General features: G+C 67.3%; 21 protein-coding genes. 11 read left to right on the top strand and 10 right to left on the bottom strand.

Annotation, left to right across the window (positions count from 1 at the left end; genetic code table 11):
- Positions 1-9 precede the first annotated feature (9 nt).
- Positions 10-195 carry a helix-turn-helix domain-containing protein gene (locus OG199_RS44240; protein ID WP_331728578.1) on the top strand — a complete coding sequence of 62 codons (186 nt, stop codon included), beginning with the start codon at positions 10-12 and terminating at the stop codon, positions 193-195.
- 316 nt (positions 196-511) lie between these two features.
- Here OG199_RS44240 and OG199_RS44235 read toward each other — a convergent pair whose 3' ends face one another.
- From OG199_RS44235 to OG199_RS44225, 3 genes are all read right to left on the bottom strand, one after another.
- A complete protein-coding gene (locus OG199_RS44235) occupies positions 512-868 on the bottom strand; it encodes a hypothetical protein (RefSeq protein WP_331727959.1) in 357 nt (118 codons plus the stop codon).
- Positions 869-1,408: 540 nt separating this feature from the next.
- Positions 1,409-1,918: a lamin tail domain-containing protein gene (locus tag OG199_RS44230; RefSeq protein WP_331727956.1), complete on the bottom strand. Its 510-nt coding sequence runs from the start codon at positions 1,916-1,918 to the stop codon at positions 1,409-1,411.
- Between the two features lie 465 nt (positions 1,919-2,383).
- A complete protein-coding gene (locus OG199_RS44225) occupies positions 2,384-3,127 on the bottom strand; it encodes an SOS response-associated peptidase (RefSeq protein WP_331727953.1) in 744 nt (247 codons plus the stop codon).
- A gap of 207 nt (positions 3,128-3,334) precedes the next feature.
- Here OG199_RS44225 and OG199_RS44220 point away from each other — a divergent pair, with 207 nt between their 5' ends.
- From OG199_RS44220 to OG199_RS44205, 4 genes are all read left to right on the top strand, one after another.
- On the top strand, positions 3,335-3,727 hold the full coding sequence (locus OG199_RS44220; RefSeq protein ID WP_405834932.1) for a hypothetical protein: 393 nt from the start codon (positions 3,335-3,337) through the stop codon (positions 3,725-3,727).
- Between the two features lie 26 nt (positions 3,728-3,753).
- Positions 3,754-4,317: a hypothetical protein gene (locus OG199_RS44215; protein ID WP_331727946.1), complete on the top strand. Its 564-nt coding sequence runs from the start codon at positions 3,754-3,756 to the stop codon at positions 4,315-4,317.
- Between the two features lie 140 nt (positions 4,318-4,457).
- On the top strand, positions 4,458-4,754 hold the full coding sequence (locus tag OG199_RS44210) for a DUF6247 family protein (RefSeq protein ID WP_331727943.1): 297 nt from the start codon (positions 4,458-4,460) through the stop codon (positions 4,752-4,754).
- Positions 4,751-5,011 (top strand): hypothetical protein, encoded by a 261-nt coding sequence (locus OG199_RS44205; protein ID WP_331727940.1) that lies wholly within the window; start codon positions 4,751-4,753, stop codon positions 5,009-5,011. The genes OG199_RS44210 and OG199_RS44205 overlap by 4 nt, the downstream gene beginning before the upstream one ends.
- 97 nt (positions 5,012-5,108) lie before the next feature.
- Here the strand turns inward: OG199_RS44205 and OG199_RS44200 are convergent, their stop codons facing one another.
- Positions 5,109-6,284: a hypothetical protein gene (locus OG199_RS44200; RefSeq protein ID WP_405834929.1), complete on the bottom strand. Its 1,176-nt coding sequence runs from the start codon at positions 6,282-6,284 to the stop codon at positions 5,109-5,111.
- Positions 6,266-6,769, bottom strand: a complete 504-nt coding sequence (locus OG199_RS44195) for a hypothetical protein (RefSeq protein WP_331727934.1) — start codon at positions 6,767-6,769, stop codon at positions 6,266-6,268. Before OG199_RS44195 ends, OG199_RS44200 begins: the two co-directional genes overlap by 19 nt.
- Positions 6,770-7,026: 257 nt before the next feature.
- On the opposite strand from OG199_RS44195, the gene OG199_RS44190 reads away from it, so the two are divergent.
- Positions 7,027-8,811, top strand: a complete 1,785-nt coding sequence (locus tag OG199_RS44190) for a hypothetical protein (RefSeq protein WP_331727930.1) — start codon at positions 7,027-7,029, stop codon at positions 8,809-8,811.
- A 202-nt stretch (positions 8,812-9,013) separates the two neighbouring features.
- Positions 9,014-9,214, top strand: a complete 201-nt coding sequence (locus OG199_RS44185) for a hypothetical protein (RefSeq protein WP_331727928.1) — start codon at positions 9,014-9,016, stop codon at positions 9,212-9,214.
- Positions 9,215-9,322: 108 nt separating this feature from the next.
- On the opposite strand, the gene OG199_RS44180 is transcribed toward OG199_RS44185, so the two are convergent.
- A complete protein-coding gene (locus OG199_RS44180) occupies positions 9,323-9,622 on the bottom strand; it encodes a hypothetical protein (protein ID WP_331727925.1) in 300 nt (99 codons plus the stop codon).
- A 302-nt stretch (positions 9,623-9,924) separates the two neighbouring features.
- On the opposite strand from OG199_RS44180, the gene OG199_RS44175 reads away from it, so the two are divergent.
- The 3 genes from OG199_RS44175 (at position 9,925) to OG199_RS44165 (ending at position 12,977) form a co-directional block, all read left to right on the top strand.
- Positions 9,925-10,587 (top strand): hypothetical protein, encoded by a 663-nt coding sequence (locus OG199_RS44175; RefSeq protein WP_331727922.1) that lies wholly within the window; start codon positions 9,925-9,927, stop codon positions 10,585-10,587.
- 776 nt (positions 10,588-11,363) lie between these two features.
- Positions 11,364-11,504: a hypothetical protein gene (locus OG199_RS44170; RefSeq protein ID WP_331727920.1), complete on the top strand. Its 141-nt coding sequence runs from the start codon at positions 11,364-11,366 to the stop codon at positions 11,502-11,504.
- Between the two features lie 819 nt (positions 11,505-12,323).
- The gene (locus tag OG199_RS44165) at positions 12,324-12,977 is read left to right on the top strand and encodes a hypothetical protein (RefSeq protein WP_405834928.1); all 654 of its coding nucleotides are present in this window, start codon (positions 12,324-12,326) and stop codon (positions 12,975-12,977) included.
- Between the two features lie 793 nt (positions 12,978-13,770).
- On the opposite strand, the gene OG199_RS44160 is transcribed toward OG199_RS44165, so the two are convergent.
- The 4 genes from OG199_RS44160 to OG199_RS44145 all read right to left on the bottom strand — a co-directional run bounded on the left by OG199_RS44160 (position 13,771) and on the right by OG199_RS44145 (position 16,306).
- A complete protein-coding gene (locus OG199_RS44160; RefSeq protein WP_405834926.1) occupies positions 13,771-14,091 on the bottom strand; it encodes an integrase core domain-containing protein in 321 nt (106 codons plus the stop codon).
- Positions 14,072-15,271, bottom strand: a complete 1,200-nt coding sequence (locus OG199_RS44155) for an IS30 family transposase (protein ID WP_331728576.1) — start codon at positions 15,269-15,271, stop codon at positions 14,072-14,074. The genes OG199_RS44160 and OG199_RS44155 overlap by 20 nt, the downstream gene beginning before the upstream one ends.
- A gap of 169 nt (positions 15,272-15,440) precedes the next feature.
- Positions 15,441-16,166 (bottom strand): IS3 family transposase, encoded by a 726-nt coding sequence (locus OG199_RS44150; RefSeq protein ID WP_331727915.1) that lies wholly within the window; start codon positions 16,164-16,166, stop codon positions 15,441-15,443.
- The gene (locus OG199_RS44145) at positions 16,163-16,306 is read right to left on the bottom strand and encodes a hypothetical protein (protein ID WP_167519167.1); all 144 of its coding nucleotides are present in this window, start codon (positions 16,304-16,306) and stop codon (positions 16,163-16,165) included. Before OG199_RS44145 ends, OG199_RS44150 begins: the two co-directional genes overlap by 4 nt.
- Positions 16,307-17,569: 1,263 nt before the next feature.
- On the opposite strand from OG199_RS44145, the gene OG199_RS44140 reads away from it, so the two are divergent.
- Entirely contained in the window at positions 17,570-18,019 is a 450-nt protein-coding gene (locus OG199_RS44140) for a MarR family transcriptional regulator (protein WP_331727909.1), read from the top strand.
- Positions 18,020-19,128 lie beyond the last annotated feature (1,109 nt).

Raw genomic sequence — 19,128 nt, 5'->3', positions numbered from 1 at the left:
GCCCGCGGACTGCCGACCGGCCGCCCGGCGAAGCTCAACGCCACCACCAGAGCCGGAGCCGCCCAGCGGATCAAGGACGGCGCGATCCCCGAACAGGTCGCCGCCGACCTCGGCGTCAGCCGCTCCACGCTCTACCGGGAACTACGCAAACACCGCGAGAGCGCCGCCATCGAACATGCTGGCCAGGACGGCTGACCGCTGACCGCTGACCGCTGACCCAGGCTGCATCATCCCTGGTCAAGGATATCCGTTGGTTTTTCGGCGATTACTACGGGGACCCCCATCCGGAGGGGGGACCGGATGCGCCGCCGGAGTGATGCCGGGCGACCCGGTGCAGCAGTGTGTCGCCGGGTGCGTCCCCAGCTCCGCCTGCCGCCACCGGTCCTCACCGCGGGTGTGCCGCGCTCTGCGTGCGGCCATGTGCGTCGTGACGTACTCCAGCACCTCGGGCAACGCCGACTGCCGCACGGAACCGCTCTCGACTGTTGTTGCGGCGAGCCATCGGTGGGGGTCAGGCTCGGCAGGCGCCGCTGAACACAGGGATCACGATTCTCCGCGGTGCGGCCTTACCCACCTGGACGTCGAGTGGGAGGCAGAAGCGGCCGTCGCCGGAGATGAAGAAGCCGCCGATGTACACCGTGTCCGAGTCAGGGCAGGCGCTGAACGTCACCTCTGCGGCCGGGGTGTACCCATCTTTCTGGCCGTAGCTCAGGCTGGCGCGCCGCCGCGCCTCAGGTGCCACCGAGACCGTCACCACCGAGCCTCGCTCGATCTCAGCGCCGATCTTGTAGTGCCAGCCATCCCCCGTACGGCCGCCGAAGTCTGTCCGGCGGCCGTCCTGCCAGCCCTTGAGACCGGAGAAGCGCAACGGCCCGACGACGACATCAGTTTTGCCGGACGGCGGTCGCGAAGCCAGTCGGCCATGTGCCTCTCCACTCCGGCACCAGACGGACCGGGAGGGAACACCAGTGCTCGCGGGCGGACGCGAACGGGCGGAGCCCTGCACGTCCGGCCCCTGTCCACTGGACGTGCAGGATTCCGGTGCCCCGCCCGTTGAGCAGCCTCCCAATAACATCACTGCCAGCACGGCGGCCGCCGATGCACGCGCTCCCCTGACCATGGCGGCCTCCCCGGAGGACAAGTCAACCAGCAAAAGTCGACCGCCGACAGGCGTCCGCCCGCAGAGGCTTGACTGTGCCGGCGTCGGACCGGGTCAGTGATGCCCGCACAGGTTCACCAAGAGCAAAGCGGACCGTGGGCGCCTCCAACGCCCGGTCGGGCGTGACATAGGTGACGGCGTCGGCCGGTCACGCGCCGGCGGCGCGCGGTGGCCGGGTGGGCCACCGCGCGCCACTGGGCTGTGCTCGGTGTGGTGACCGGCTGTGTGGTCACCAGTGGGCGGGAGGGGTCAGAGGCGGCGGCCGTGGTGGTTGCCGTCGTGGTCGCCGCGGTGGTGACGGCCTCCCCAGGAGGCGTCGTCGATGAACCGGCCGTGGTCGTTGCGCAGCGTGGCGGTGTCGGAGCGGTTGTCCCAGACGTAGTTGCGGCGGTCCTGGTAGACGTCGCGGTAGGTGTCCCGGCCGATACCGGTGTGGACGCGAACGGTGGAACGGCCGTCGAGGCGGTAGTGGTGGAAGGTGTAGGTGTGGCCGTCCTCGTCGGACAGGGTCCAGCCGTCGAGGTTCACGCTGCGGCGGGAGGTGTTGGTGACATCGATCCACTCCCGGTTCAGGGAACGGTTGCTGCGGTCGTCGAAGCCCGGGGAGTCGGCCTGCACGTCGCTGATGACCACAGCCGAGCGGTACGCGGCGGCCTGGTGGGGGCTGGACTGTGCGGAGGCCGGCAGCGCGGCCGCGCCGAGTGCGGCACCCGCAGCCAGCGTCGCGGCGGCGATACGGCGGATCGAACGAGAAGACATGAGCACTCCCCTGAGGTGCAAGCCCACAACCTGCCGGCGTTGACCGGCAGTCGATGAGCGATGTGCGGATCCCGACTGGTGCCGAGGACCCACAGCTTGGCCGCCCGCCAGACTCGATGGGAGATGCGCCGTTTCATGTTGCTGTATGCGGACATTTCCGTGACGGCCGCCTGCAGTGCTCAGCCAACCGTGCAGGCGGTGCCGCTCAGTTCGCGGGAGGGTCCATCCACCCGGTGGCCATCGCGGTGGAAGCGATTTCTAGCTCTCCGCGCGCCTGCAGCACGCCACCTGTGCACTTCCTGTCAGAGCACTATTCGATGAGTAACAGCCGACATCGGCCGATAAGCGAACAGTGAAACGGTAGCTGCCCACGTGTACGAATCCACGCCCTGAACGGAGCCGTCGGTCCCGTGCCGCTGGCCAGCCTCACGCGTGCGAGCAGGGTTGGTCTGCTCCCGGCTCGAGCTAGGCGGTGATCTTGTCCAAGAGGTGTGGGCCGTTGTTGCGGACACTGTTGACAGCTGTGGCGACCGGCCGGGTGTCGAGGTGCCCGTCGGCGGGCTGGGTAAGCAGCGCGTGCAGATCCGCGGGGTCTTGGTGGTGGGGGTCGAGCCAGGCGTCGTAGTGGTCGGGTGTGAGGGCCAGTGGCATGCGAGGGTGCACCCGGCCGGCGGCGTCGGTGGCCTCGGTGGTGATGATGGTGCAGGTCATCAGCCAGGCGGTCGGGTCGTCGTCGCGCTGGATCTCGGGGTTGCGCCAGTACTCGTACAGGCCGGCGAGTGCCATTACCTGGTCGTCTTCGGGGTGGATGAAGTATGGCTGTTTGCGGGCCTTGCCGGTGGCCTCATCCGTTGCCTGCTGCCATTCGTAGAAGCCGTCCGCGGGCAGCAGACACCGGCGCTTGACGAAGGCGCGACGGAAGGCGGGTTTCTCGTGCACCGTCTCCACCCGCGCATTGATCATCCGCGCACCGATCTTCACGTCCTTCGCCCACGACGGGACCAGACCCCAGCGCAACGGCCTCAACTCACGTTCCGCCGACGCGTCGTCGCCCTGCTCTCGTGGCGCGCGCTCGAGGACCGCCCACACCTCGTTCGTCGGAGCGACGTTCCAGTTCGGCGCCAGTGCGTCCTCGGGACGCCAGTCGGCGACGTGGAAGAGCTGGACCAGGTCCTGGGGACTGCGAGTCGAGACGTAGCGGCCGCACATGCAGGCCACTGTGCCACCGCCGCCCGGTGGCACCGCCGTCCAACGGGCGCCGCGTGTCGGGAGAGCGCTCGTGGTGTGCTGCGCCGCACCGACACCAACGGGTGATTGGTGTTACGCCGTCTGTGTGACGAGGTCCGCAGGCTCCCCGGCTGTAGGTGCAGTGTGTGGGTCGACCAGTCCACGCAGAGAGCAGAGAGACGGGCCCAGTTGATGACCCTGTTCGGAGTCGAGGAGGTCCTCCCGTCCGGCAACGAAGCGTCGCTTTCCGGGGATGCGCTGCGTGAGCAGGTGAACGAGGCGCTTTCCGCGCTGTCCGCGGTCGTCGGTGAGGATCCGCCAGCCATGCAGACGCGAGTCCTCAAAATGGTCAACCGCCCCCGGCCGGGCGACTGTGACGACCACGATCTGCGAGAGGTCCTCCGTGAGGTCCGCGTCTGCACCCAGGAAGGTGCGGGCGTCTACCGCAAGAGGCTGAAGCGCATCACGCAGGTGACCGGCCTCAGGGGATCGGGCGGCTCCCCCGGCCTCGCTCGGTCAAAGCAGCCGCGGCCGCGGGCGCCTGCAGCCTGTGCGGCGACAGCTACGCGACCGGTGATCTGATCGGCCGGACCCCCTTCGCCCAGGCTGTGCCCTACGAGCAGATGGGCTGGCTGTGCTGGCACTGCCTGGTCGAGCGCCGTCAGCAGCCGCGCCGACGCGATGTTTTGCTCCGGGTCTTCCACGCACTGTTCGCCGGGCTGGAGGGCGTCGGTCTCAACGCCCGCGAGTGCGCGGTGACTCTGGAGTGGCTGACGGAGGATCCGGCGCTGGAGAACAGCAAGCCGTGGACCGCTGACCCGCTCGAAAACACGCTGGTGCGGCTGCGGACCAGCGTCGCCGATCAGCGGCCGACGACCTGGCTGAGTGCGCAGACCGCCCACACGATCGTCGCCGTGCTGCAGGAGGCTCCCGCCTCGCCCGCCACCACAGCCCAGGACACCGACACGCTCGCAGCCCTGGTCCAGCACCTCGCGGAATGGGCCACCAACCCGGCAGCCGTCCCGAATTCCCGGTACGGGACGGGCTGGCGCTACCGCTGGCAACTGCTGTCCCTCACCGCTCATCCCACCGTTCTGTCCCGGCAGGGCGGCCCGTTCCATCTCTTCCAGTGCCCGGTCTCCGCCACCGGCCAGCTCGTCGAACCAGACTGACCCGCGCCGTGGGCCCGGCGGCCGCCGCCGGTCAGACCGCGGCCGCCGGGCCCACGGGCGGAGGGCCACGACGGTGCGAAGCCCTCCCCTGCCGGGCTGCACACGGCTACCGTGGCAGTACGACCTGGATGGAGGAGCCTGTGAGCGCGCAGCCCGAGGAAGCCCCCGCACCGCCGGCACCCGCGGCCGCCGCCCACCTGCTCGCTCAGCTGCGCGCCGACCGTCGGGCGGCTTCGTGGGTGCCCGCTTTCGAGCGGGACTGGGTGAAGGCCCTCGAGGACTCCCGGCACACCTACAGCCTCACGCCGTTGCACGACGTCGTCCGGTCCTGGCAGCTGCGCGTCGCCGCGGCGCCGGCCGTCGACGCCTTCACCGACTCCGGCTGCGACGAGAACGGTTTCGTGGACCTGGACGATGTCCTCGGTGCCCGCCGGTGACCGATGCGCCATGGGGCGTGCGGCTGTCGCCGCAGGCCGCGAAAATCCTGACCGGGCTTCCGGGGCCCGCGACGGAGATGGTCCGCGACGTCCTCGATCTTGCCGCCCGGACCCCGTGGGGATGGCCGCAGTGGAACACGGGTGACGCCGAAGGGGAGGACGTCCGGGCCGCATCGATCGGGCAGCTGTCCGTCGTCTATTTCATCAACCGGCCGCTGCGGCATCTGTCTGTTCTGGACATCGTCTGGCTCGGCTGACCCTGGTTCAAGTCGAGCCGGTTCGCGACTGCGTTCGTGGAGACCGAGTCTCGCGCAGACGGGCATCCGCTGGCCGAACCGATGCAGGGGGAGGCCGCTATTTCCTCGTCCGCGGCCTGCGAAGTCGCGTGTATTCCTGGGCCAGTTCGACACGTGAGCGATGCGGCCCGTTCGGGCTGTCACACGGCGTGTGGTAGCCCTTACGGCAGTCCGGGCAGGTCACCTCATCCACTCGCCATCGCCCCGCAGAAGCTGCTCGCTGCGCCTTCCGCTCGGCGATGATCGGCTGCAGCCGCTCATCGTGCGGGACATCGCGCAGGCTGCCGACCCGGCTTCCCTCCACCAGAACGCATCGTTCCTGCACCTCAGCGTGGCAGCGCGGGCAGGGCTTGGACCACCACTGCCGGCGGCCGACCTGTTCATGCAGCGGGGTCCTCGGCAACCACGCTCCTGCATCGGCACGTGCCTTCCAGACGTCGAGGCCTCGGGACTGACTGCTGGTCAGACGCTCGCCGGCAACGGCCGCCAGCCGCAGCAGAGTGCCGATGTCCTCCAGCAGATCGTGTGTGTAGGCGTCGTGGCGGCGCAGGCGTTGCAATATGGTGCGGACACCGCGGGCGGCTTCGACACCCTCGCGTTCGGCTGCCGCTTCTGCGTCCAGGGCTGCGTGGGTGAGGTCGTCGAGGCTGTTGAGGTAGTCGCTGGCCGCCGCCACGGTGGATTTCTCGCTCTGTGTTCGGTTGTGCGCGGCTGTCGCGTTCACGCGGACCAGAAGCCGGCGGACCTTCCCGGCTCTACGGTCTGTGACGGCCCGGTCCAGGCGGGCGAACAGCTTGCGGCAGACCCCGTTTTGCTCGTCGAGCCAGATGTGGGCGTGGCGTACCGCGGTCTCCAGCTCTTCTTGGACGGCGGGGCTCACCAGGCGCAGACCCTCGATCTCCCGACAGACCTGTTTCACCAGGAGCGAGGATTCGATACGGCGTCCGTACAAAAGGCGGCGCAGCAGGCTTTCGGCATGAGCGTCCGGCTTCGGCACCTTCCTAGTCTTGCCCGGCGCCCACCGGGACGGTGGCGGAGCGCTGTGCGCGCGGACGATGCGTTCGACGGCAGGCGTCGAGAGACCTCGCTCTGTGATGTGGCAGTCGTTGAGGGTGAACCATTCGACGGGCCGGGCGAAGGCCTCGGTGCCGATGCGGACCTGCCGGGCGGTGCCTTCGCTGTGGAGCCGGATGCGGTGGACATACCAGCGTTCGATCAGCGTGTCGCGGTCCACCGGCATCGACGTGCTACCGGCTCGTGCTCGCTGTCCCATGCCGGGGCCACCGTCTGGTCCAGGTGCACCCGCAGCCTGTGGTCGGTGACTTGGATGTCCACGACGGAGCCGACGGGTAGGCCTGCGGCCTGGCCGAAGTCGAAGCGGACCTGTTCCCCGCGGCCGCGCAGCCACGCGTCGGCCGCGGACTTCACGTACAGGTGGTCGGCGCTGTCCACGCCCCGGGCGCGGCGCCGGCACTCGTGGAGTTCACCGTCCGGGTCCGGATGGTGAGCGAAATGACAGACTCTGTCTGTATAAAGTTTGGTGGTCAGCTGACCACCGCAGCCGCCGAGCAGCAGGCCGCACCAGAACGTGTCGGCGGCGTGCGCGCGACGGAAGGCACCGAGTTCGATCGCTTCCAGTGGCAGCAGCAGCGGGTCATCTGACTCGGCGCTGCCCAGCACCGCCGTCTGGCGCTTCCAGTGGCAGCAGCAGCGGGTCATCTGACTCGGCGCTGCCCAGCACCGCCGTCTGGATCTGGCGCCTGTCCTCTCGCAAGGAACCCCCACTCCTCGGCTTCAACTCATCGTCCCACTGCCGGTATCCGTGCTCCAGAGCCCGAACGCAGACACGTCACGGACGCGTCGGGCAGTGCGTTGCCGCGTTCCGGGACGGCGGGGCGGGCCGGACGCGTAGCGTCGCCCCCACAGGTGGAGTGACGTGGCGATCACGAAGGGTCGCGGCTCGGGAGGGACCGGAGATGATGAAGGCCCGGACGTATCCGCTGTGGCGGCATCTCGCCGTCGCCGAAGACCTGCCGGACGAGGCACTGCCCACGGTGATCACCGTGCTGTGTACGCCGGCCCTGTTTCCGCATGGGGTCGACAGCCGCGGTGAGGACTGGCGCAGGGAAGCCCGTGATGCCGCCCTGCCGGCTCTGCTGCGGCGGGTGAGTGATCGCGCATTGCGGGATCGTCTGCTGCAGCAGACGGACGACAGGAAGATCGCCGTGCTCGCGGAGCAAGGGCTGGTGGCCTCCGCGGACCTGCCCGCCGTCCTGGCGGCCCAGCTCCTGACGCCGGAACTGGTGATCGGTCTTGCCCGGCACCCTCATCAGGTGGACGACGCCGTCGGCTTGCTCTGCCACCTGTCGGGCCACGACCTGGAGAGCATCGTCCAATGGTGGAATCCCGCCCGGTACGGACCAGACGCCGCTTCGCCCCCGCCCCTTCCCGCTCGCCTTCTCGACGGGCTGCTGAAATACGCCCTGACACCGTTCGCGCTGCTCCTCGCCGATCCTGGCCGGAACGAGGACTGGGACACCTGCCAGCGCCTGGATCTCGGGCTGCCCCACCAGTTCGACGAAGGTCCCGGATGGACGGTCCTGGCCGCCTGCCCCGACCGCTGGCTCACTCTCACCGCGGATCCCGTCCTGGGCCCGGCCGTTCAGCATGTCCTGCTCGACCACGCCGCGGTGGCGCAGCCTCACGCCGGGGCACCGAACGACGCAGACTCCGACGCCGACGCCGAGGCTCTGGTCGCAGGCGCCGCGACCGGACCGGCTCTGACCGGCGACGTGCTGCAATCCTGCCTGCCGGCCCTGTGCCTTCCGGAGATGGCTGGCCTCCACAAGCCGAGCGTGAGCGCAGCGCTCCGCCTCAACCGGATCGCGGATCGTATCCGCAAGCGGCCCCGCCTCCTCGAACTCGCCGCCGACCAGGTACATGCCGCAGCCGACGAATGCGTGCGCCGCGGCCGGCTCCTCGCAGCGCCCCGCGCGTCGAAAACGGCCAAGCGCCACACGGTCTCCGACCTTGTCGAAAACCTGGCGCTGCTCAGCATCAACCCATCACACCTGGCCAAGGCCTGCGCCCTGCTCCTGCGGCTGCCACAGCCGGCCGTCGTGTCCGATCCGCCCGGCACCGGCCGGTACCTCTTCGCCGCCGGCGCCGAACGGCCCACCCCCGCGCAGCTCCTGGAGCGCGACTACCAGCACCAGCGGGTCGCCGCACTGACCGCTCTCGCCACAAACCCACACACCCCGCGCGCCGCCGTCACCGACGCGCTCCCCGCCTTCCACCCCGTGGAACTCTCCTGGATCTGCCAGCAGAACAGCATCCCGGACTGGCTGCACAGCGCCGCGGCCGCGCTCGCACCGGAAGACGACGAAACCGCCGTGCTGCGGCTGCTCACAGACAATGAACTCGATCAGCACCCCGATCCGGGCAGGGTGCTGCAGTCCTGGCTCGACGCTCCCCGGACCGACAGTCTGTGGTCGTCGGGCAACGTCTACCAGGCCGTTCTCCGCTCCCGGCACCGCACCCTGGACCATCTTCGCCAACTGCCCGCGGGCGACGTCATCACCGGAAACGACCCGAGCGACGCGCTGACGCACCTGCTCGCGCAGTGCGGCAACCAGCCGGAATGCTGGACTGCCCTGAGCGTGGCTCTCGACCGGGGCCCGACCGACGACGAGATCACCTTCGGGCAGCTCCTCGACAGCATTCAATCTGCCGGGGCACCTTCCCCTGCTGCGGCGGTCTGATCTCTCCCCGCTTTGCGGACAGAGGTGGTGTCAACACCCCACCGCACCCCATTCGCAGTCGGCCGAATCGCGTTCGGAAGGGCTACCGGTAGATTCTTGCGAACGCACAAGGAGCCCTCGAATCCGGCGGGTTGTCGAGGCCTGCGCCGGAGGGCTCCTTGCGCAATGTCCCGGCACGTCAGGACGACGAAAGGAACACCACGTGGATAAGGATATCCGCAGAATTTCGGCATGGAACCCTTCGCGCACGGTCAAACGCCGCGCCCGTATCCGCTTCGACCTGCGGAAATGGATCGGCCGACGCGGACGGAGCGTTCAGGATCACGTCCTCCATGGCGCCGCCTACGGCCTCGGTAGCGGGGCCGTGAGCCTGGTCGTCGTGTGGGTGCAGAGCCGCTTCTGACCCGAACAGCTGGAGGGGCCGTCACCGGTGGTGGCGTCCCCTCCGCGCGTTCCAGACGGGTTGCCCGCGACGTGTGACCTGCTGGTGGACGGCGAGCCCTGGCACAGCTCAGGTCTCGAGGCCGAAGGATCCGGTGATCCCGGTCTCGCAGAACAGGGCGTCGTCGTGGCGTACGCCGACCGGCCAGAGGTTCACGCACTTGCGGTCGTCGACGACGCCGTGCCCCGCCTCCTGGAGGAAGAACGCGAACCACGCGAAGGGCCGGTCGCTGCGGTCGAGATCCACGCTGCCTTGGACGACGACGCGCGGGTCGGACCACGGAGAGACGGCAGCGGACCCGGGCAGGGTGTCGCCGTCGTCGCCAGTGGCGGGCCCGAACGCTCCGATACCGGATCTCCGGCTGAGCAAGTTCCAGGAACATCACTCCCGTCTCGTCGAGCGAGGACAGACCGCGCACTGCGTCACATCCGACCAGCCTGAGAGACCGGAGCTTCTCGCAGCAGTCCGTGTGCGAACCAGGCCGATTCACATTCTGTGAATCGGCCCCTCCTGGCAGAATCGGATGTATGGCACGCAGGTCTCGAAAGTCCCCCTCCCCCACAAAACCTCTGGTCAGACCGGCTACACGCGTCGGAAGACTCGACTTCGCCGCGCTCATCGGAGAGCTTCGCGAACTACATGAGGAGGCAGAAGACCCAGACATCCACCGCATGCCTGAAGACCACGAACTGTTCGCTGCACTGCGATACCTCGAGGCACACCACGGGGCCCTGAAGACACTGGGTGCCCGGCAAAAGGCCGCAGTGGCCCGCGTGACGTTGTGGCAGTACCTCCGCGAACAGGCCGAGATCCATCAGGCAAAGGCTGTCGAAGACGCCCGAACAGCGCACGTGGAATGGGCTCACCTCGCTCCCGCACTCGCCGTCAACACATCCAGCGCCGCCTACAACAAATCCCTACGCCTACGCGCCGCTGCTCTGTCAGACGCCACACGCGAGGAAGCGGGAGTACGGCGCACGCCCGAAGCTGTCCTCAAAGCCCAGCAAGAAGCCACCGCGCGGGCGGAAGCCGAACGTCGCGCCGAGCAGGAAGCCGCCCGCCGGCACGGACTACTAGCGCCCGTAGCGGCCCGCCTCCTCCAGCACCGGACTTGCCTCGATGACGGCGACGACGTCACCTACTGGCTCGACGAGATCGAGGCCGTGCTGCCCTCTTGCGAGACTCCAACCCAACTGGTCAGCCTGGCCACTTTCGTGAAGGCCGTAGTTCGCGAGGTGCGTATCGCCGAGCGCAGCACGGGTTACCGGACTGGGATGACAGACGAGGCGAGAGCAGCTTGCGCAGCTGCGGCCGAAATCCTGCCACAGGCTTGAGCATCAGGCTGTCTGCTTCGCCGGACCCTGCATCCCACAGCCGACCTTCGTCTTGCGCTGGCCAAGTACTTGTGTTGCCAGAGACTTCCGTCCGGGGCGAATGCTTATGGTGCCAGCGACCGGCCGGCGTTCACCAGTGCCGGTGGGTCTCGGACGGTAGTGGTTCGAAAACCACGATTCCGCCGTCGGCGGTCCTGCGGTAGAGGAATCCAGCACCTGCAGGATCTCCCGGCGCTTCCCCCGCCTTTCAACCATCCAGACCAGAGCGCTCATGTCGCTGGGCTCGGAGCCACGTTGGTGGAGGACTCGGGTGCTCACAGGTCACCCCCGTCTCCCTGCGAGTAGCCGAGCTGCATCAAGGAGGCATGTGACCCGCGTTGACGGCACGACCGTAGCGAGCCTCTACTCCCCCACGGTCACCAAGTGCCTCCTGGACGTCGGCGAGCCGGGCCACAGGGAACGTGCCGCCAACATCGATCGCCTACGGATAGAGGGACCTCGGTGTTTTCGAGGTCTCCAGTCTTCTCTCACTCCACGGTCAGAGCGCCCTCGTGACCGGCGGTTGGCAAGGAACCGTGCGGGATACTCGCTGTCACGGTAGAGATCTCTGGGACGCCGAGACATGCCTCCCTCTATTACGCCGTAATAGGCGCAGAGCACGGTCTCGTAGATTGCGGTGGCTCCTAAGGCTCTGCTGTCCCGTCTCACTTAACCGAGTCGCTTTCTCAACGAACCGAGTCGTTCGGGCTTCTGTCCCTCAAGCCCTACACGGCCTGGTGAACCGCGGCGAGGCTGAAGCCACCGCCCGCCGGGCACTGATCGCCTGTGAGCAGTTGTTCCATCCGGCCCACCCCCGCACCCAGGAAGCCCGGATGCTGCTGGCACTCGTCATCGCCGAGGACCCGGCTCCTGAATGAGATGCCGCACGATGGCGAAGGGTTACACGCATGGCAGCACCAGTCGTCGTCCGCGCAGCCTCTGCAACTCCCCGCCCAGCTCGGTAAGACTGACCAACCTTCAAGTGAGACGGGCCAGGCTGTGACCTGTCTCAGCGAACCGAGTCGCCACCGTCCGTCTCGGCGAATCCAGTCGCCGCAGGCTGACGGATCATTGTCGCGGGCCCGCTCCAAGGAGGCCTGTCTCAACGAAGTTAGTCGTCCCTGGTCAGTGGATCGGGGTCGACTGGTTTCGTTGAGACAGGACATCTGCTGAAGGAGAGGCGGAGACGGAATCGCTTGTCCCGTCTCAGTCGGTCTGGTCGGAATCTCAGATGATCTGGTCCGTTTCGCTCGTCGCCTCAGGTGATCTGGCTCCTGGCGTGGGAGCAAGCCACCACGAAGGGATATCGAGGAGCCGTCGGCGTCCACGCCCCTACCAGGGCGTGCACACCTGAAGAAGGTGCCTGGGCCGGTCGCGGCTATGATCCGCATCTTCGAGCGATTGGGGACCTGGTGGGGATATTTCGGCGCGGAGAGCGTCGTGATGGGGTGGACCGGCCGCGCGACGGGGAGTTCGCGTTCCTGTCCGAGGCGGAGGCTGCCCGGTTGCGTACCTTCGTCCGCGAGGCATTCGCAGAGCGCGGCATCGAGGTAACGGTCGAACCGGGCCGCGTGACCACGAACTCGGGTTGGCGCTTCGGCCTCTCCAATCTTGCGGCCGTGTGCCACAACGACAGCCGCGGCCCCCGGTGCTGGCGGGCGCTCGTAGACGAACATGTCGACCGGGTCATCCGGTCGATGGATGGACCTCAGGCTCTCAAGGCCCTGCCGCACGAACAGCTCCTGGCCCAGCTCTACCCCCGCTTCATTCCCAGCGATCCCGCGCTCCTGAAGGCTTTCGGGTACGGTCCCCCATCGGTCCCGGGGCTGTTGGAGGTGCTGGCGCTCGACCTCCCGGAAACCGTCGACATGCTGACCGCGGACTCCCTCTCCGACCTGGGTGACATCACGGCCCTTCGGGACCATGCGTTCCAGAACCTACGAGCCGTACGCGTTGACAAGCACAACGTGGTCAGGGACAAGGACGGCTCCCACTTCGACGTGCTGATGGGCGGCTCGTACTTCATCGCGAGCCTCGCCCTGGTCCTGGACGAGGTCGTACTCCGCTACACCAAGGACGCACCGGCGCCGGACGGAATCCTGGTCGCACTGCCGCACCGGCACCAACTCGCCTTCCACGTCGTCCGCGACAGGAACGTGGCCTCCTCGCTGCACGCCATGGCCCGGTTCGCCGCCATGGGCTTCGAGCAGTCACCGGGCGCGCTGAGCCCCTCGGTGTTCTGGTGGCACGAGGGCAGCTTTACCCAGGTCGCCACCCAGGACGACGCCGGCCTGCACATCAAACTCACAGAGGACGCCATGGACCTGGCAGCACGTTTCGCGGGCGGGTAGCCAGGCCTGGCTCGACATGCAGTCTTGCAGTCACTTCGAAACGCCGCCGGCGGACCACAACGATTGAGACGACGGACACCATCTGCGGGCGGCGGACTAGATCACATGAGATTCGAGGGAGCTCACCATCTCAAGTGATCTGGTCCCCACAGGTCCCAGCCCTGACTCCGAACGAGATCAATCGAGACGGGACATCGCTGTCACCAACAGACACGCAGCCGTGGGGCGGATCTGGTCGCTGGGCGCTGGGGTCTCGGAGTGGCGTCTGTGACCGGAGATCGTGCGCCTCTCCCTGCAACGCATTCTGCACCGACACGCAAGCGAGGCCTATGTCTGACCGTGACGAGAACAGAGCCGCGGTAAGCCCAGCCCTGTCGGCCGCGCGAGGAGCGCGGTGCGCCTGAAGCTGAAACTTCTCGATACGTTGGGGCCGATGGCACGCTGGAGTGTGACCGGGTCAGCTACGCGAGTGCTCCCGATGTAGGCGCTGACGCTCAAGCGACCTGTCTATTACGTCGTAATAGACGACGGGGAGCGTTGGATGCTTCGTCGATGTTCACGTGTCCCTCATCGTTCCGTGTGACAGCTGCATCTTCCGGGGATCGAGTCGGCACTGCCGTCTGGGTCAGGTTCTCTGCGGAGCCACCTCCGATCTGGCCTGGAGTCTCGTTCTATTTCGCCGGACGTCAGCAAGGCGGGTCATGTATGGGTGCCGTTTCCAGAGCGCTCATGAGCAGCCTGGCTTACCGGGTAGACGGGCCTTCCCCCGTGAAGGTGGGCACGCGGTTATTGATCACACGGCGAGCGTGAGTTTAGCGGTGTGGTGTCGGTGTTCGTATTCGTTGGGGCTGAGGTGGCCGTTGGCGGAGTGCCGGCGGCGGGTGTTGTAGCGGGTCAGCCAGGCGAAGACGGTCCGGCGGCAGGTGCCGGCGTCACCGTAGTCGTGGGCGCCCTGGAGGGTCTCGCGTTTCAGGGAGGTGTGGAAGCTTTCGCAGGCCGCGTTGTCGGCGCTGGTGCCGACCGCGCCCATCGAGCGGGTGACCCCGAGCTGGTCGCAGAGGCCGGCGAAGGCCCGGGATCCGTATTGGGCGAGTTCAACCGGTCGTTGCAACACCGGGTTGTTGTAGTGAGCGTAGCTGTTCCTCGAAGACCTCGGCCGGGGTCTTCCAGCCGAGGATCTTGCGGGGTCGGTTATTGATAGCCAGGGCGACGGCTGCGAGGTCCTCGGCGGACCACCGGGACAGGTCGGTGCCCTTCGGGAAGTACTGACGCAGCAGCCCGTTCGTGTTCTCGTTTGTGGGTCGCTGCCAGGGCGAGTGCGGATCGGCGAAGAACACCTTCGTCCCGGTCTCGAGCGCGAACTGGGCATGCCCGGAGAGTTCCTTCCCGCGGTCCCAGGTCAGGGTCTTGCGGAGTTGCTCGGGCAGCTTCGTCATCGACACCGTCAGGGCAGTGTTCATCGCGACGGCGCCGTAACCGCCCAACGCCGGGCCGTTCTTCACCGGCGGCACCTCGCCCCAGCCCTCCATCCTCGGCAGATGCACCAAGAGTGTAGATCGGCTGCTGCGCTCGACGAGCGTGCCGATCGCGGACCGGCCCGTCCCGATGATCAGATCGCCTTCCCAATGCCCCGGGACCGCGCGGTCCGCGGCCTCTGCAGGACGTTCACTCAGGACGACATCCGCGGTGACATGCCCCTGCGGCTTGTTCCGTGACCTCGACCGAGGCTCCCGAAGCGCCCGCCCGGTGCGCAGGCAGGCGACCAGCTCACGCTTGAGCGCACCACGGCCCTCGATGAACAGCGACTGGTAGATCGCCTCGTGGCTGATGCGCATGGACTCATCCTCGGGGAAGTCGGCCTTCAACCGGTGCGAGATCTGTTCCGGGCTCCATGCTGTCGCCCACCGCCTGTCTTGCCGGTACGGCTTGTTCAGCCCCTTCCACGGAGGCGTCTGCGGTCCCGCGACGACCATCCCGTCAGGCCGGAGAACGTTCCCCGACAACCGCTCCTGAACGTACCCACGCAACCGGTCATTGCCCAGGAGCTTCGCGCTCTTCGTGCGCTTGGCCGCCTGCTGAGCCTTCCACTGGGCGACCGTCGCGCGGTACTCCTGCTTGCCGCCGCGCGTGGCGGCGTTGCGGCGCAGTTCGCGAGAGATTGTCCCGGGGTCACGCCCCAGAGCGCGGGCGATCTCGCGCACACCCTTGCTCATCGCTCTCAGGATCGCGATCTCCTCGCGCTCCTCGAACGTGAGGTACCGGCCCGAGGGCTCGGCCAACGAGATCGGAGGCATGCCGCCAGCGTGACGAAACCACCTCGCACCCACCGGCCACGACACGCCGACCGCCAGCGACGCCTCCGCCGTCGTGACCCCCGTGGCGATCAGTCGCCAGAACTGGCGCTGCACGACCCGAGACGGATCAGGCCGCCCCGGCGAGCGCATCGCCGGCCGCAACGCACGATCAGCGCGCCACTGCCGACGCCGCCCCTCCGCAACATCGCTGGTCTTCAAACTCCAGTCCGCCGTGGCCACGTCGCACACCTCCGAGATCAGGGTGTTGCGACGACCAGTTGAATCCACCTTGGGTCCCGTGGTCGGAATGGAACACGGCGCCGTCCAGACGGCCGCGGGTCGCGGCTGCCATCCGCAGCGCGTCGGCGACCAGGCCGGTGCGCATGTGGTCGGCCATGGACCAGCCGACGACCTTGCGGCTGAAGCAGTCCAGCACGGTCGCGAGATAGAGGAACTCCCCGCCGGCGAGCGGGAGATACGTGATGTCGCCCATGTACTTCCGTCCCGGATCGGCGGCGGTGAAGTCCCGCTGGAAGAGGTCCGCAACCGGTGAGGCTGCCGGGTCCGGGACGGTGGTGCGCACGCGTCTGCGCAGGCGGATGCCGGTGATCGAGAACGTCCGCATGATCCGGGCGACCCGCTTTTCGTTGACCCGCCGTCCTTTCTCGCGGAGCTCGGCGGTCACTCGCGGGGAGCCGTAGGCGCCGCCGGACTCGCCGTGGATCTCGCGGATCTCCTCGGCCAGGATCCGGTCCTTGTGCTGCCGGGCGGCCCGGGCCTCGGCGCCGGCGAGCCACTTGTAGTAGCTGGACCGGTTCATGTCCAGGACGTGGCAGAGCCGCTTCACCTCGTAGGTGTCCCGGTGGTCGTCGACGAACTGGAAGCGGCTGATCACCAGTTCGTCTCTCCGGCGAAATATTTGGCCGCCTTGCGGAGGATGTCCCGCTCGGTGGCGAGCTTGCGCTCACTCGCCTCGAGCTCGGCCACCCGGGCCTCCAACTGCCGGATCCGCTCGTCCGGAGCGTCGGACGGCACCGCCGTCCCCGGTTGGACGGCCGGCTTTGCAGCCGTGGCGGTGACACCGCGGCGTTCGCGGTCCCGCAGCACCCACTCGCGGTGGCCCGGTTGATGCCCAGGTCGGCGGCGATGCTCTTGTAGGTCGCCCCGGGTGTGGACTCGTACAGGGCCACGGCATCGGCCTTGAACTCGTCCGAGTAGTCCTTCATCGCCATCGGCGGTCTTCTCGCTTCCTCCGGATCAAGCAGATCCAGTATCAGCGTGTCCACCACTCAGGGGGAGGCCCCGACCTCCTGGGAGCGAGGTCAGAAGCGGCCTGTCCTCCGGTCTTCTGGGGCCCAGGCAGGGTCTGCGACTCCCGGTTCCCTTCCTCGCTGAAGCCTCCAAGGAGGAACGGCTATTACGACGTAATACTCAGAGGTGGGAACGGCTAGTCGGGATCATGTCGTGTCGCTCCATGCTGGCACCACGTACGACTTCTGTGCGCGTTCCGCCACTGCACAATGATCGGGTGGGGCATCCGCACTCGGGTTGTTGGCGGCGAGCTGGGCTGTTGCTCAGGGCATGGGGGAAGGCATGTTCGCCGTGTCGGAGTGGCCGCGGTCGTTGGGATCGTTCGCCTGTCGTTCCGTAATCCCGTGTCCAGGAAGACGTTCTCGGCTCACCAGGTTGGCCTCGGGACCTTGTTACGTCTGGCCACCCTCTACAGCCGGGGGTCTGCTGACTCCGTGAACACCTTGCACAGCGGTCTTGCTCTGCTACCGGCAGGTGTGTCTTGTCAGCACGACGCGTAGGAGCCGTGCGCTCTGGTCTCTACTGGTATCCGTTGCAGCAGCCAGGCGGAAGGAGGTACAGCCGAGGGAATGCGACGAGTCCTCAGAGACCGGTTGGACCGACATGCGCCAGCATCACATCTACGGGTGGCTCAGCCAGCGCACAGCGGCCGACGGCACTTTCTTCATCCAACCGACGGTCGTCGGTCTCACTGCCTCTGCCTATCTCGCCGACGGCGCAGGTGGCCCCTTAGGCCAGGTGACGGAGGCCTTGTCGGGCTCGCCCGTCGTGAGACGCCGAGACAAGTTCGCTTCGAGGCCCGTGTGAGAGGGCCATGGAGAGGCCCCTGAGTGCGTCCATACAGTTCTTTCGGTGGGCCACGATGCTGGGTGGGATCGGATTGACGGGCCTCTCCCCTGACACTTCATGAGGTACCTCATGAAGTGTCCGTTCCTTCAAGGCGAAGGTCCGGGGGAGACTCAACGAGTGCGTGGAGGAATAGCTGTCATGAGCGATCCGAGGAGGGCTCCCGAAGTGGTCGGGCTGCGATACCTCTCGCTGGCATACCGCCTGGGTCAGACGGTCGACGGCGCGATGGCGAGGGATGGACTCTCGCTCGCCCGCACGAGGATCTTGGAGGTGCTGAATCTCCGGGGCGCCGTCCGGCAGTCGGTACTCGCCCAAGCACTCGGCCAGGCACCTCGATCCGTTACGCAATCGGTGGAAGCGCTCGAGCACCGGGGTCTTGTCGCGCGAACACCTGACCCCGATGACAGGCGCTGCAAGTTGGTCCGTCTGACGGCCCAGGGATCCACCACGCTTTTGGTCGGAGTTGCAGCGAGAGAGCGAGCACTACGGGCGCACCTCGGGACATTGAAAGGCAGGGAGCTGAGCGATCTGAACTGTCTCCTCGACCGCCTCCAGGACGGGCTGTTGATGGCCGCGGACGATCTGTAGCGACTACCTGAGGCCTACGCGGTAGGCGATACGTGTATCCGTTCGCGTCGCAGCCAGTCTGAGGAGGTATGAGACCGATCCTGGTTAACGCAACAACGTCAGAGCCGTCCTGCCTGACAGACGACGGCTCTGACGTTGTTGCACCACCTGCCGGAGCAAGGACCCGGTCGCACCTGACCCGGATCAAACGGCAAGCTCGTCTCCAGGCAGCGCCGTGAGGCGCCACGCTGTTGTGTCCGCAATCGGTCGTGTTCCGATGGGGTTCCGCTCGCAACGAATGTTCACGGCTTCCTGCCTTCGCGCATCCACTCAGCATCGGCCTGGAACAGCACCGTGACGCCTCGCGAGGTGAGCGCATCCAAGACCCGCACCACATCCGTTGGGTGAGATGGGACAGGGGTGCGTGGACCCAGCGAGAAGACAGCCGGGTTCGGTGCTGGCTATTACGTCGTAATAGCCAGCACCGGTGCAACGAGGCAGGCTGGTGTCCTGGCTCATCGAGGTTGGTCGTCTACGTGCCACCCGCGTGGACTTGATCGGGTGAGGCGCGTGGACTCGGTCCGTCGAGACAGACCGCACGTCTTGTGCCTGCCGCATCGTGTGCCGCGCGGCCTCGCCCCGCGCGCCCGATCCACCGTGGATTCCGGGACAGCCCCCAGCCGGAACCCGTGGGTCTGGTCGGCAAAGCCTGCTGATAGAACACCGCCAACACACCGTGCACGGGCCGGCACTCCGCATCGTCTTCGGCCTCATCGACCAGTTGGACGAGGACCTCGCCGAGTTCTCTTCCCTTCGCACGGCTCAGCCGCAGGTGGCGAAGTGTCAGGTGGGTCTCGACGGGAAAGCGGTCCAGCTCCTGGGCAACCACGGCGAGCATCACGGCGGTGCCGACGCCCGGGGCTCGGCGACAACTATCTGGCGGGCTCGCGTTGGTAGTGCTGCTCGGTTCCGCCGCGGACCTGGCACGTCTCGGGGATGGGAGTGTGTGTCTTGCCCCCCTGTGCGGCTCGGACAATCTCTATGTGGGCAGGGCAGTCAGCGAGCTGCGGCGCTTGGACTCGGACAGGTTGATAGTCGTACCCCTCGCTATCGGCTGGAGCTCATGGGCA

Source organism: Streptomyces sp. NBC_01176 (assembly GCF_045039825.1).
Taxonomy (GTDB): Bacteria; Actinomycetota; Actinomycetes; order Streptomycetales; family Streptomycetaceae; genus Streptomyces.
Note: the sequence above shows the minus strand (reverse complement) of the source record. Positions and strands in the feature narration are given on the sequence as shown.

Bases quoted from the DNA above. Each gene is read 5' to 3' on its own strand.
- OG199_RS44140 (WP_331727909.1), top strand. From the start codon at position 17,570: ATGAGCGATCCGAGGAGGGCTCCCGAAGTGGTCGGGCTGCGATACCTC.
- OG199_RS44195 (WP_331727934.1), bottom strand. From the start codon at position 6,769: ATGACCCGCTGCTGCTGCCACTGGAAGCGCCAGACGGCGGTGCTGGGC.
- OG199_RS44155 (WP_331728576.1), bottom strand. From the start codon at position 15,271: ATGCCTCCGATCTCGTTGGCCGAGCCCTCGGGCCGGTACCTCACGTTC.
- OG199_RS44230 (WP_331727956.1), bottom strand. From the start codon at position 1,918: ATGTCTTCTCGTTCGATCCGCCGTATCGCCGCCGCGACGCTGGCTGCG.
- OG199_RS44165 (WP_405834928.1), top strand. From the start codon at position 12,324: ATGGATGGACCTCAGGCTCTCAAGGCCCTGCCGCACGAACAGCTCCTG.
- OG199_RS44175 (WP_331727922.1), top strand. From the start codon at position 9,925: ATGCCTGAAGACCACGAACTGTTCGCTGCACTGCGATACCTCGAGGCA.
- OG199_RS44190 (WP_331727930.1), top strand. From the start codon at position 7,027: ATGATGAAGGCCCGGACGTATCCGCTGTGGCGGCATCTCGCCGTCGCC.
- OG199_RS44225 (WP_331727953.1), bottom strand. From the start codon at position 3,127: ATGTGCGGCCGCTACGTCTCGACTCGCAGTCCCCAGGACCTGGTCCAG.